General features: G+C 61.5%; 14 protein-coding genes and 1 tRNA gene. 8 read left to right on the forward strand and 7 right to left on the reverse strand.

Annotated elements, in window-relative coordinates; translation table 11 throughout:
- Positions 1-2 precede the first annotated feature (2 nt).
- A complete protein-coding gene (locus B0G80_RS11680) occupies positions 3-680 on the forward strand; it encodes a LysE family translocator (RefSeq protein ID WP_106283373.1) in 678 nt (225 codons plus the stop codon).
- Between the two features lie 78 nt (positions 681-758).
- Here B0G80_RS11680 and B0G80_RS11685 read toward each other — a convergent pair whose 3' ends face one another.
- From B0G80_RS11685 to B0G80_RS45810, 3 genes are all read right to left on the reverse strand, one after another.
- Positions 759-1,724, reverse strand: coding sequence for a threo-3-hydroxy-L-aspartate ammonia-lyase (locus B0G80_RS11685; RefSeq protein WP_116118087.1), 966 nt, complete (start codon positions 1,722-1,724; stop codon positions 759-761).
- Positions 1,725-1,977: 253 nt separating this feature from the next.
- Positions 1,978-2,271, reverse strand: coding sequence for a hypothetical protein (locus tag B0G80_RS11690; protein ID WP_106283375.1), 294 nt, complete (start codon positions 2,269-2,271; stop codon positions 1,978-1,980).
- 374 nt (positions 2,272-2,645) lie between these two features.
- On the reverse strand, positions 2,646-2,807 hold the full coding sequence (locus tag B0G80_RS45810) for a hypothetical protein (RefSeq protein WP_007180743.1): 162 nt from the start codon (positions 2,805-2,807) through the stop codon (positions 2,646-2,648).
- A gap of 235 nt (positions 2,808-3,042) precedes the next feature.
- On the opposite strand from B0G80_RS45810, the gene B0G80_RS11695 reads away from it, so the two are divergent.
- From B0G80_RS11695 to B0G80_RS11705, 3 genes are all read left to right on the forward strand, one after another.
- Positions 3,043-3,981 carry a Rossmann-like and DUF2520 domain-containing protein gene (locus tag B0G80_RS11695; RefSeq protein ID WP_116118088.1) on the forward strand — a complete coding sequence of 313 codons (939 nt, stop codon included), beginning with the start codon at positions 3,043-3,045 and terminating at the stop codon, positions 3,979-3,981.
- 77 nt (positions 3,982-4,058) lie between these two features.
- Entirely contained in the window at positions 4,059-4,379 is a 321-nt protein-coding gene (locus tag B0G80_RS11700) for an EthD family reductase (protein ID WP_106283377.1), read from the forward strand.
- Positions 4,380-4,609: 230 nt separating this feature from the next.
- Positions 4,610-5,173, forward strand: coding sequence for a YggT family protein (locus tag B0G80_RS11705; RefSeq protein WP_106283378.1), 564 nt, complete (start codon positions 4,610-4,612; stop codon positions 5,171-5,173).
- An 82-nt stretch (positions 5,174-5,255) separates the two neighbouring features.
- Here the strand turns inward: B0G80_RS11705 and B0G80_RS11710 are convergent, their stop codons facing one another.
- Positions 5,256-5,885, reverse strand: coding sequence for a hypothetical protein (locus B0G80_RS11710; protein WP_408967701.1), 630 nt, complete (start codon positions 5,883-5,885; stop codon positions 5,256-5,258).
- A 19-nt stretch (positions 5,886-5,904) separates the two neighbouring features.
- On the opposite strand from B0G80_RS11710, the gene B0G80_RS48025 reads away from it, so the two are divergent.
- The 3 genes from B0G80_RS48025 (at position 5,905) to trmB (ending at position 8,323) form a co-directional block, all read left to right on the forward strand.
- Positions 5,905-6,294 carry a hypothetical protein gene (locus B0G80_RS48025; protein ID WP_408967702.1) on the forward strand — a complete coding sequence of 130 codons (390 nt, stop codon included), beginning with the start codon at positions 5,905-5,907 and terminating at the stop codon, positions 6,292-6,294.
- 520 nt (positions 6,295-6,814) lie between these two features.
- Positions 6,815-6,888: transfer RNA gene (locus tag B0G80_RS11715), tRNA-Gly, on the forward strand.
- Positions 6,889-7,540: 652 nt separating this feature from the next.
- Complete coding sequence (gene trmB, locus B0G80_RS11720) at positions 7,541-8,323, forward strand: tRNA (guanosine(46)-N7)-methyltransferase TrmB (protein ID WP_116118090.1); 783 nt, start codon at positions 7,541-7,543, stop codon at positions 8,321-8,323.
- 81 nt (positions 8,324-8,404) lie between these two features.
- Here trmB and B0G80_RS11725 read toward each other — a convergent pair whose 3' ends face one another.
- The 3 genes from B0G80_RS11725 to B0G80_RS45235 all read right to left on the reverse strand — a co-directional run bounded on the left by B0G80_RS11725 (position 8,405) and on the right by B0G80_RS45235 (position 10,359).
- Positions 8,405-9,241 carry an undecaprenyl-diphosphate phosphatase gene (locus B0G80_RS11725; protein ID WP_116118091.1) on the reverse strand — a complete coding sequence of 279 codons (837 nt, stop codon included), beginning with the start codon at positions 9,239-9,241 and terminating at the stop codon, positions 8,405-8,407.
- 81 nt (positions 9,242-9,322) lie between these two features.
- Entirely contained in the window at positions 9,323-9,916 is a 594-nt protein-coding gene (locus tag B0G80_RS11730; protein ID WP_106283388.1) for a DUF1439 domain-containing protein, read from the reverse strand.
- 107 nt (positions 9,917-10,023) lie between these two features.
- Positions 10,024-10,359, reverse strand: coding sequence for a YkgJ family cysteine cluster protein (locus B0G80_RS45235; RefSeq protein ID WP_147309854.1), 336 nt, complete (start codon positions 10,357-10,359; stop codon positions 10,024-10,026).
- Between the two features lie 224 nt (positions 10,360-10,583).
- Between B0G80_RS45235 and hemN the strand changes: the two genes are divergently transcribed.
- Positions 10,584-11,969 carry an oxygen-independent coproporphyrinogen III oxidase gene (gene hemN, locus B0G80_RS11735; RefSeq protein ID WP_116118092.1) on the forward strand — a complete coding sequence of 462 codons (1,386 nt, stop codon included), beginning with the start codon at positions 10,584-10,586 and terminating at the stop codon, positions 11,967-11,969.
- Positions 11,970-12,799: the final 830 nt, after the last annotated feature.

Here is a 12,799-nt window from a genome sequence, read left to right on the forward strand (position 1 = left end):
AGATGCATGCTTTTTCAATGATGTCGGATGGGTTTTTTCTGTCGCTGTCGCTGTGTCTGGATATCGGTCTTGTGAACGTCGCCATGATTTCCCTGACGCTCTCGCACGGGTTCAAACCGGGCTTCTGGCTCGGCCTCGGTTCGTGCATCGGCGATCTGATTTATGCGGCGCTCGCGCTCGCCGGCATGGCCGCCTTGCTGCAGTTCCAATCCGTGCGCTGGGTGGTGTGGATCGGCGGCGCGGCGATCCTGCTCTTCCTGACCTGGAAGATGGCGCGTGAAGCAATGTTCCCGGCGACGGCGCCGGCGGTGGCCGGCGAGGCGGACGCGAATGCGCCGCATCTGTCCGCGTGGCGCGGTTTCCTGCGCGGCGTCCTGCTGGCGGTGTCGTCGCCGTCGGCGATTTTGTGGTTCGCCGCGGTCGGCGGCGCGCTGATCGCGAAAGCCGGCGCAACGAGCGTGACGACCGCGCCGGTCTTTCTCGGCGGATTCTTTCTTGGCGGTCTGTGCTGGACGATCTTTATCTGCGGACTCGGCAGCCACGGGCGCAAACGCGCCGGCACCGGCTTGCTGCGCGCCTGTCACGTGCTGTCTGCGCTGCTGTTTGCCTACTTCTCGTACAGCGTGATCGTCAACGGGTATCGTGATCTGATCGTGCAAACCGCGCACGTGGCAAGCTGATATGAAAACGGCCCGCGTTGGCGAGCCGTTTTCGATCGAGCGCCAGGCCAGCGCAACAGCGCCTGCCCACGCGATGTATCAGGCAAGATACTGCGCAAGCTTTTCCAGGTCGACGTTGCCACCGCTCACCACCACGCCGACACGCTTTCCCTTCACCGGCACGATGCCGTTGAGCACCGCGGCCGCGGCGAGACAGCCTGTCGGCTCGACCACGATCTTCATGCGCTGCGCGAAAAAGCGCATCGTCTCGATCAACTGCGCGTCGCTGACCGTTTCGATCCGCGCGACCAGTCTCTGGATGATGGCAAACGTGTAGTCGCCCAGATGCGTGGAAGCAGCGCCGTCGGCGATCGTGCGCGGCGTGTCGATATGCACGATCTCGCCGCGCGCCAGCGATTGCTGGCCGTCGTTGCCAACTTCCGGCTCAATGCCGATCACCGTGCACGCCGGACTCAATGCCGCTGCGGACAACGCGCTGCCGCTGATCAATCCGCCGCCGCCGAGGCACACGAACAGCATGTCGAGCGGCCCGGTTTCCTCGATCAACTCCTTCACCGCCGTGCCCTGCCCGGCGATCACATGCGGATGATCGTAAGGCGGAATCAGCGTCATGCCGCGCTCTTCGGCGAGCCGCCGCCCGATTTCTTCACGATTTTCCGTGTAGCGGTCGTAGGTGATTACTTCACCGCCGTAGCCCTTGGTTGCCGCGACTTTGGCCGCGGGTGCGTCCTGCGGCATGACGATCGTGGCGTGGATGCCCGCAAGGCGCGCCGACAAGGCAATCGCCTGAGCATGGTTGCCCGACGAATAGGTCAGCACACCGGCTTTGCGCTGCTCCGCGTCGAAATGCGAGATCGCGTTGTAGGCGCCGCGAAATTTGAAGGCGCCCATGCGCTGAAAATTCTCGCACTTGAAGAACACCGACGCCCCAGTGCGCTCATTGAAAGTGCTAGAGGTCAGAACGGGAGTACGGTGGGCGACGCCCTCAAGACGCGCTGCGGCGTCGAGTACGTCGTCGAAAGTGGGAGCGGGAAGCGCTTGCATCGGCGAAACTCTCCAGAGCGGTGGCGAAACAACCATTCTCCCAGCTTCGACCGAGCTTTGGAACGTCAGGCGTGAAGTGAGCGTGTGAACGCCTCTGGCAACTCTTCGCCTGACCGGCCAGCGCGAATTCAAACCGTCATTCGGACAATAAGCCCGCCATTGACTGCATGAAAAGCCGCCAACAAAAATACAAACGGCGTAACCCGGCGATCAAGCCGGCGTTACGCCGTCAATCAACATCGATCCACTACATTTAGCGGCGATAGTAGCCGTGACCGTAGTAACCGCGGTAATAGCCGTGATGATAGTAAGGACGCCCATAGCCACCATAATACCCACCTACGACGACTGGCGGCGGTGCATAAACGACCGGCGGTGCATAAACCGGCTGCGGTGCGTAGTAAACCGGCGGCGGCGCGGCATAAACCGGGTAAGCCGGCGCAATCGGAACTCCGATACCGATACCGACGGAAACGTGTGCCTGAGCGGCACCGGCAAGCCCCAATCCGAGTGCTGCGGCAACGACAAACGGAACGATCTTTTTCACTTTTATTCTCCTAGCGCGGCCCACCAGGGTCGCCGACTTCGCATGCCCTGCATGCTATGAAATCAATGTATCGAAAAAGACCGCACCCATCTGTTCGCATTTGTTGCAAATTGCAATCGGCGACAAAAGCGCGCAATTCCAATGGACGCCGCAAGCGGTCAATCACCTTCGTAATGCGCTGAAAACTCAGGGATTGCCCGTGTTTGGAGACGCCGCAATCAGTCGCAATGCTCGCCTTACGGCTTGCGGCATTTGCTACACAGTAATCTTTGATTACAAATTAGCTTCGATCCTGACGGCGTCCAATTGCACCCCAGAATGAAAAATGCCCGACTGATGAGGCCGGGCATTCCTTACCTGCAAGGGTCGCTACGTCAACCGACCTTCACATACGCGAACTCGCGAGACACGCTGGGCGGGACATAGGCGCCGCTGATCCGCACGCGCGGCGTCAGGCGCTTTTTCTGATCCCACCAGCGACGGCGCTGTGCGTGCGTCAGGAACCGCAAGTGCTTTCGGTAAGAAAAAATATTCATCGTGAACCTCCCGAATCTGACTGCGAGACGAAATACCCAGAACAGCAACTGCCAAACCGGCTCTGAAGAATTATGAGCAGTTTTTAAACCCGCGGGCGACAGCAGCCGGATGGCCGGCCGGGGGCGTCATATCGCAGGCGCACTGATCGAGTGAAGCCGCTGCCCTGCCGCGCCGCGAGCGTGGCGGATGCGCGATACTTCTGCTTTACCAATGTTTCGTCTGGAGCAGGCACCCATGTCCCAGTCCTCTCTGCCGCGCCTCGGCTTTATCGGTGCGGGCCGGCTCGCACGCTGTCTTGCGCTGAGCTTTTCACGCTCCGGTTATCCGGTCACCGCGGTAGCCAGTCGCTCGGCAACTTCCGCCGGCCGGCTTGCCAGTCAAATCGAGCATTGCGCGGCATTCGAGAACCCACAACACGTTGTCGACGCCGCCGATATCGTCTTTTTAGCTGTTCCCGATGACAGCATCGGTACGTCAGCGCACACACTCCGGTTCACTCCCGACACCGCCGCCGGCGCGCACGGCAAGGCGCTCGTGCACTGCAGCGGGGCTTCGCCGGTCGAATTGCTCGCCCCGGCACGCGACCAGGGCGCCTCGATCGGCGGTTTTCACCCACTGTACCTCTTTAGCGGCGAACTCGCCGATCTGGAGCGCATCGCCGGTTGTTCGGTGACGATCGAAGCCGACGGCGCACTGAGAGACACGCTGACAGCGCTAGCCGTCGCGCTGCGCTGCCATCCGCTGTCGATTCCGGCGGGCGGTCGCATGCTCTATCACGCCGCCGCGCACTACGCCGCCAGCTTCGCGCTGTGCAGCCTCGCGGAATGCGTCGCGCTGTGGCGCACGCTCGGCTTTGCCGAAGACGATGCGCTGCGCGCGCTGCTGCCGATGCTTTCCGGCACGATTGAAACCGCCCGCGACAGGGGTTTGCCCAATGCACTCGCGGGCCCGGTATCGCGCGGCGACACCGGCGTGGTTCAGAAACAACTGGCGCTGCTGGAAGGCCTCGGCGGCGACCACGCCGCGCTGTACGGGCTGATGTCGCGGCGCGCCGTCGGTCTGGCCGAACGCCGCGCCACGCCGCCCGCCGCGATCGACGCCATCGCCGAGGTGGTGGAAGAATCGCTCAACCGGTCGCTGAATCAGGCCGCAGCAGGTGCAAGCGTCAAGTAAGCCGTGATAATGTGACGTCCGGCGCCGCGCGCAATCCGCCAGCGCCGCGCATCGGGACCAACAGACGAGAACGCACAATGATCAAGGTCAGCATCCTCTATCCGTATCGGGAAAACGGCCACTTCGACGTGGACTACTACTGCGTCACGCATATGCCGCTCGCGGCGAAGCTGTTCGGGCCGTCGCTGAAGGGCTGGTCGGTCGACGTCGGCATCAACGCAGGGCCGCCGGGAACGCCGCCACCGTACGTCGCAGCGGGCCACTTCCTGTTCGACAGCGCGGACGACTTCTACAAAGTCTTCAAACCGGCTTCCGAGCAATTGATGGCCGACATTCCCAACTACACGGACGGCGGCAACGGCGCGATTCTGATCAGCGAGATCAAGATTTCCGTGTGATGCCCCGCGGAACGTGGACGAATCGCGGCCTTTAATATAGTGAGCCGTTGATCGTGACCCGCGAACCGTGACATTGCAGCACCACGCGGCCGCTTCTAACGGCGCGTAACGCGCCCCAAGTGCGGGAACGGCGCGGGAAATTCAAATGAACCCGCCGGCGCGCCGTTTGGAGAACGCCGGCACCCTGCGGCCGCTCGGCGGCCGTCATATTCGAAGGATAAGGACACGAGATGTTTGGCGATATCGCCCGTTTTCTGCTCAATACCGTCTTCACGCTGTTCGGCGCGGCGCTGTTGCTGCGCGCATGGCTGCAAGTCGTGCGCATGCCGCCCTACAACCCCGTCACGAATGCCGTACTGCAAGCCACCAACTGGATCGTGCTGCCGCTGCGGCATATCTTGCCGAGCACGCGCAAGATCGATTGGGCGAGCCTTGTCGCGGCCCTCCTCGCTGCCATCGTGTATGTCGTGCTGATGGTGGTGCTGACAGGCGCCGATCCGCTCACGCTATTGCCGACGCTGTTGATCGTCGCGGTGCTGACTCTGATCAAGTGGGCGCTGAATCTGATCATCTGGCTGACGATTCTGATGGCGCTACTGTCATGGCTCAATCCGCGTTCGCCGGCCATGCCGATCCTGTACCAGCTCACGGCGCCGTTTCTGAATCCGCTGCGCCGCGTGGTGCCGCAACTCGGCGGCATCGACCTTTCGCCGATCCTGCTGTTCGTGATCGTGCAGGTGCTGCTGATGGTGGTCACCCGCGCCGCCGTTCAACTGACTTATTTCGTGATCTGAACGCACAGGTAGCGAATATTCAGAAGCCGCCGCCCATCAGAAAGGCGGCGGCTTTGTTTCATGCGTCGCTTATTGCTTCAGCTTATTGCTTCGTCAACTGACCGTAGGCGACCGTGGTGTTGGCCGCTGTCCTGATCATGAACAAAATCGTGCGGGCGTACAGGGTGCTGCCCGTGATCGGCAGGAACGTAATCGCGGCATTGCCCGAATACGTCGCGCCCGATTTCAACGTGCAGGACGCGGTCGTGCCGGTCACGCTCAACGTGTAGAGATTCTTGCTGGACGACGGCGTGGCGAGCAGCAACGTTCCGGAGACCGGGCAGCCGCTCAATGTGCCGCTGAGCGTGCCGTCGTTTGCAATCGTCAGTGACGAACCGGTTTGCGCCCACGTGCCCGCGACGCTCGACTGGGTAACCGCGAGCGCATTCGCCGCGTCGTAGTTCCAGGACAGGTTCACCGTGGTGCCGTTCTCGACGTAGCTGCCCGTGAACGTCTGTTTATTCACGAAGGTGCCCGAGCCGGAGGTCGTCGGATAATAGAAGCCGCCGATGAATGCCACACCCGAGGTGAGCGTCCAGTTCGGCGCGCTGGGCGCGATGACGCCGAAGAATTCCGACATGCCGAAGCCGCCTACCGTATTCAGGTAAGAGATGTTGCCTTGCGGATCGACGAAGGCCGTGGTCTTGTCGATGCCGGACTGGCTTGTCCACACCCCTTCTACGCCGTTGCCCGTGGCCGCGGCCGAACCGCTCTGCGGACTGGTCAGACTCGGCAGCTGCTCGCCGCTCAGGGCGGGCGAAGAAGCCGGAACCGGCGCGCTTGCGGGAACGGGAGCACTTGCCACGGCCGGCGCCGAAGCGCTGCCGGTCGCAGGCGCTGCCGCCGAATTGCCCCCGTCGCCGCCACCGCCACACGCGGCCAGCGCGAGCGAAGCGAGCAGGGATAACGTCAATTTAGCTTTAATTTTCATATCCATTTTGTATTTGGGTGAGTGCACAGCCAATCAGATCGGCTATGGCACACCGTTGGTCATTTTGATCTCGATGATTGCCGCCAGCGCCGATTCGTTGAAATATTCCAGAAAGTCACTTGACAGAATCAAATCGAATGAATTCTTGTAACATTTGGAAAGGGCGCTAAAGAAGTAAACGGCGGGATTCCGGTAAGCTTTAATATTTATTCGAATGTCTTGAGCGACCACTCAGTCGGCAGCGATGAAAAGTCATGCATAACGAATCAAGAAATCGAAGCATGCGGTGCGTAACTATTTGATTGGCCTTGTATTTATATGGGCTTCTAGCTGCATTCGATTTCCGCGATCTGGTTGGCAGTCGGAGCGTTAATCGGCTAGTTCCGCGTTGTGCGCGGTGGCGGACGGCAGCGCCTCGGTGTACTTAGTTGCGGCGCCTGACGAAGACGATGCCGAGTTAGTCGCGTTAGGTAGAACTCGCGAGGGAGATAGCGGAGCGAATGCGCAGGAGCACGCGACGAATCGCTGAGTACGGCTCGGCGGATACGACGAGCCGGTGCAAAGTGGCGCGGAACATCACACGCGCTCCCCGCAGTCAGCACACCACCTGACGCGCCGCAAACGTCCACGTTTGCCAAGTCGCGTGAAACCCGCGTAGAATGGCGTGCTCTGCGGGCGTCGTATAATGGTAATACCCTAGCTTCCCAAGCTAGAGCCGTGGGTTCGATTCCCATCGCCCGCTCCAGATTCTTTCTAGTCGGCTCGTGAGCAATCGGGCAGATTCGCAAAAGGATCTGACTCTACCGCTCTTCTCATCCCTACCCGAAAAAAGCTTTTCCTGATCGTCGAATCCGGCAATCCATCCGCTTGCACAAATCGGCCGAGAAGAATCTTGAGTAGCGACGTCGCCGCGAAAGGCATCTCATCGCAAAACGCATGTCACCGGTAATGGGCAGGGCAGTAAGGCTATGGGCGACGATGCGCACACTTGCTGATGATCACTACTCCGTCAGATAATCGCCCAAAGAAATAGCTTACAAAAAGATTAAATCATCTGTGCAGATGCCTGCGTTATTGGAATGTAATATTCCCACTCACATCCCCACTCCCGCCATCCCCGGTCAGTCTGGACGCGCCCTTTTGGGTTGTGCTACCTTACGCGCACTTGCAACGCCCGCTCCACTTTCCTGCTGACACCTTCAGCAGAATCCAGCACGAGCCGCCTCCATGAAGGCGGCTTTTTTGTCATAGCGGCGGCCTGGCGCAGCGACCCGTCAACCTCGCGTTCACTCGCCGTGCCGGTCGGACTCGCGCCTCATATCGCGCAAGCTCGGACAGGCACCATGCAGCACGCCGGGCGAGCCGCGAAGCCTTTTACCCTTGTAGCAGCATCGACGATGATCCACGATCCAAACGACGCCGGCCCGCCGGACGACCTCCCGACGCCCTCCAGCGAAACCGGACACCAACCGAACGCCGACGACAACGCGCCGCAAGAAGCCCTGCATCGGCGCCGCATCCGCAGCTTCGTCACCCGCGCCGGCCGCGTCTCGACCGGCCAGCGCCGCGCCATGGACGAACTCGGCCCGCGCTTCGTGGTGCCCTTTGCGCCGCAGCAGCCTGACTGGAACGCCGTATTCGGCCGCGAGGCGCCACGCGTGCTGGAAATCGGCTTCGGCATGGGGGCGACCACCGCCGAAATCGCCTCACACCGTCCCGGCGACGATTTTCTCGGCGTCGAAGTACACGAGCCGGGCGTCGGCGCGCTTCTGAAATTGACGGGTGAACAGAACCTGTCCAACATCCGCATCGTTCAGCACGACGCGGTCGAGGTACTCGAACAGATGATCGCGCCGGCCAGCCTCGACGGAGTGCACATCTTCTTTCCGGACCCGTGGCACAAGGCGCGCCACCACAAGCGCCGGCTGATCCAGCCGAAGTTCGTCGCGCTGCTCGCATCGCGCCTGAAGCCCGGCGCGTATCTGCATTGCGCGACCGACTGGCAAAACTACGCCGAACAAATGCTCGAAGTACTGAGCGCCGATCCGGTGCTGGAAAATACCGCCGACAGCTATGCGCCGCGTCCGGAGTACCGTCCGGTGACGAAGTTCGAGCGCCGTGGCTTGCGGCTCGGACATGGCGTGTGGGATCTCGTCTTCCGCAAACGCGGCGTTGCATAAACGCGCAGCACGATTCGGCACGCAACGAAAAAGGTCCGCAAACGCGGACCTTTTCTCATGGTTCAAGCAAAAGGCGAGCGCTCAATCCGTCCAGCTCAACGCGCCGCTGTAGCCGACCAGCAGGATCAGCAGTCCGAAGCCGATGCGATACCACGCAAACGCGGTGAAATCGTGCGCGGCGATGTAGCGCAGCAGCCAGCGCACGCATGCGAAGGCACTGACGAACGCCGCCACGAACCCGACCGCGAAGGTGCCGAGCGCATCGACGGAAAGCAGGTGCCAGTCCTTGTACAGCTCGTAAGCGGTCGCGCCGAAAATGATCGGAATCGCGAGGAAGAACGAAAACTCCGTGGCAACGCGCCGGTCGAGGCCAAACAGCATCCCGCCGATGATCGTCGAGCCCGAGCGCGACATGCCCGGAATCAGCGCGAAACATTGTGCGAGGCCGACTTTCAGCGCGTCCAGCGCGCTCAGGTCGTCCACGTTTTGCACGCGCGCTTCCCTCTCGCCTTGCGCGCGCTGACGCGCTTCCGCCCACAGGATCACGACGCCGCCCGCCACCAGTGCGAATGCGACCGGCACCGGCGAGAACAACGCCGCCTTGATGGATTTCTCGAACAGCAAGCCGAGCACGATCGCCGGAATCGTGGCGATGATCACGTTCAGCGTGAAGCGGCGCGCATCCGGCCGGCTCGGCAAACCGGACACCACGCTGCCGATGCGGCGGCGAAATTCCCAGCACACGGCGAGAATCGCGCCGAGCTGGATCACGACGTCGAAGGTTTTCGCATGCTCATCGGTAAAGTTCAGCAGGCTGCCCGCGACGATCAAATGCCCGGTGCTCGACACGGGCAAAAACTCCGTCAATCCCTCGACGACGCCCAGAATCAGCGCCTTGCAAGCCAATAGCCAGTCCATCCGTGCCCCTAATCGCTGTAGTCAGTCGGAACGAACAGGGCCGGCACGGAAAGCGCGCGGCCCTGCCGGCCGCGCGCCGCGTCATTTTTCGACGATCTGCACGCGTATGCCGTTTGTAAGGATGGTGATTGTACCGGGTTCGTAATTCACTCCGGCAAATTGCAGTTGTTCGGGCTTGAAGGTGTAGATCGGATAGTTGGTCAGCAACTGCGTGGCGAGCACCGCCGCGGCCGCATTGATCTGCTGGGTATAGGCCTGCGCCTGCCCGCTCACGCTGACGTTATCGACATTCGGCGACTTGAGCACGACCGATTTGCTGGCGGCGTCGTAGGCCAGTTCGCTCGACAGCGTGAACACGCCGTCGACCGGCTGCGGCATGAAGGGACTCACGAGACGCGCATCGAGCTTCACTGAGACGCGGTTCGCGTCGGGCAGCAGACCGACCACCGGGTGGGTCAGCGCGACATCGAACACCTGCGAAACCGTGCGCTGATAGGGGAATTTACGCTGTACCGCGTCCTGCACCTGCTGCTGCGAGAACGTGTAATGCGACGGAATGAACGGAAAAGTCGAGGTTGCGCAGGCCGAGAGCGAAACGGTGATGCCGAGCGCGCTGCAGCCTGTCAGCGCGGCAAGCAGGAAGCGGCGCCGGGCCGGCGCGGCGGGTCGAGTCATGCGAAATCTCCTATGGAAACCTGTTCTGGCATGCGATTACGGTGTTCGTTTTTGGCCGGTGGTTTGCCGTTTGCAGTTTGCTGTTCGCGGCGATTCGCTTGCGCGCGTTAGCGCTGAGCCACCGGTTGCGCGTTCGGTTGAGTTTGCATCTCCAGTCGCGTGAGCCACGCGAGCGCCTCGCCGCGATTCGTGCCGCACATTTCCATCTGCGGCTGCAGACCTGAACAGCACGCCGGCCGTTCAGGCTGACCGAAAATCGCGCAGCGCAAATCGTCGCCGAGTTGCGCGCAACGTACGCCCGCCGGCTTGCCATTCGGCATACCCGGAATCGGACTCGAAATCGACGGCGCAATACAGCACGCGCCGCAATCAGCGCGGCACGCGTGACCGGCCACGCGGAACGGGGACTCGCGCTTCACGGCGCTGTTCGACACATCACTCACGACATTTTTCCTGAACCTGAAAACGGGCAATGCACTATCAGACCCGCATTGTGCCACCGCATCCCGTGCGACCTTTTTACGCAATCGGGCGAATGGTCACTCGCGTAAACTCGAAAGATCCTAAAGGCCATGCGCAAGAGGCGTCTGCGCGGATCGATCCGGTCGCGCGAATCGCGACGGCCCGCCTCTTACCCGATGGCCGCCAGCCAGCCCTCGAGTCCCTCATGTCCATCGCCAGTACGCTGTTTCGCCCTGACCTGCTCGCCAAATACAGCGCGAACGGCCCACGGTATACGTCCTATCCGACCGCCCTGCAGTTCCGCGACGACTTCGATCGCACCGACTATTTACGCGCCGCCGCCGACCCGGGCGCGTCGTCCACGGATCTCTCGTTGTACTTCCACATTCCGTTTTGCGACACCGTGTGTTTCTACTGCGGCTGCAACAAGGTCGCCACCAAAAATCGCGCCCACGCGCGCCCGTACCTCGATCGGTTGAAACGCGAAATGGCGTTGCAGGCCGCCTGTTTCGACACGCGGCGTCCGGTATCGCAATTGCATTGGGGCGGCGGCACGCCGACTTTTTTGTCGCACGAGGAAACGGCCGAGCTGATGGCCGCCACGCGCGAGCACTTCACACTGCTGCCCGACGCCGAAGCCGAGTATTCGATCGAAGTCGATCCGCGCGAAGCATCGCCCGACACGATCGCGCATCTGCGCAAGCTCGGTTTCAACCGGCTGAGCCTCGGCGTGCAAGACTTCGATCCGGTCGTGCAGCAGGCGATCAACCGCATTCAGCCGCTCGAGATGACCGCCTCGGTGATGCAGGCCGCGCGCGCCACCGGCTTTCACTCGATCGGCGTCGATCTGATTTACGGACTGCCGCATCAGACGGTCGAGAGCTTCGGCCGCACGCTCGACACGATGCTTGCGCTTGCGCCCGATCGCCTCTCGGTCTTCGCTTATGCGCACATGCCGCAGCTCTTCAAGATGCAACGCCAGATGGACCCCGCCACGCTGCCTTCGTCCGATGTGAGACTCGCGATCCTGCAGCATGTGGTCGAACGTCTGACAGGCGCGGGCTATGTGTACATCGGCATGGATCACTTCGCGCTGCCCACCGACGAGCTCGCGCGCGCGCAAGCACAGCGCACCTTGCATCGCAATTTTCAGGGCTACAGCACGCGGGCGGAATGCGACCTGATCGGCTTCGGCGCATCGTCCATCGGCAAGGTCGGCGACGTGTACGCGCAGAACGTCAAGGATCTGCCGGGCTATGCCGCGGCGATCGATGCGGGCACGCTCGCCATCGCGCGCGGCGTGCGCCTCACCGCCGACGACCGTCTGCGCCGCGACGTCATCACGCAACTGATGTGCAACCTGGAATTGCGCTTCGACGAATTCGAAGCGGCATATGGCATCCGCTTCGCCGGGACATTCGAGCCGGAGTTAAAGCGCTTGCGCGGCTTCGAGCAGGACGGTCTGGTGTCGCTCGAAGCAGGCAAGCTCGAAGTGCGGATGGCCGGCCGCATGCTCGTGCGCAACATCGCGATGGTGTTCGACCGCTATCTCGGCCAGCAGACACTCGAACGATTTTCCCGCACGGTTTGAAGGCCTTGCAGCGGAAGAAAGCAACTGGCTTGCCCGGCGCCGAATTTTCGGCCATAATCTGCGTCTTCGCCGCGCGCCAGCTTCTGACGCGTACGCTGCAAGACCTGCCCAGGTGGTGAAATTGGTAGACGCAGTCTGGACCCTGGTTTACTACCGGTTACGTGCCGGATGTGCGCCAGCTGAGGGTTTGAGGCGGAAACCGAACCGGTAGACTTACCGGTTTAAGTTATCCACAGGCGGCGGCGTATGTATTCGCCGTAAGCGGGACTTGTTTTAGGTAGGTTTCGCTGGTATTGTCGCCAGCGAATTTGCGTCGCCCGGGTGGTGAAATTGGTAGACGCAGGGGACTCAGACCAAATTTGAGCCCTCTTGAAGAAATTCTTGAGGTGAAGCCCGTCAAACTCGGCGAAGGCCCTGGATGAAAGTCCGAGCTAATACCGAGCCAAGCTTCGATGCGAAAGCGCCGGAGAAGGTGTAGAGAGCAGACGGCGGGCACCTAACGCAGCATAACAACTGCCATGGTGAAGGCGTGCTCCAGACCACGAACAGAGGCAACTCTGGCGGCGAAAGTCGAAGTGGTAAGAAAATCCCCCGCCAGCGATGGCGTGCCGGTTCGATTCCGGCCCCGGGCACCAACCGAACGAGCAGTACCGCAAAGCCGCCTTCATTGGGCGGCTTTTGCGTTTACCGTGCGAAAGCAGATAGCGGACGAGCACCAACGCGCTGGGCAACAGCAACCGCCGGCGGAGACTAACTGAAGAGCAAATCCCCGCGATTTCCAGCGGGGTATGGCCAGCTAGTTCCGTAACCGACGTAAGGCCGAATGCGAT

Origin of the sequence: Paraburkholderia sp. BL6669N2 (assembly GCF_003387275.1) — a bacterium.
Taxonomy (GTDB): domain Bacteria; phylum Pseudomonadota; class Gammaproteobacteria; order Burkholderiales; family Burkholderiaceae; genus Paraburkholderia.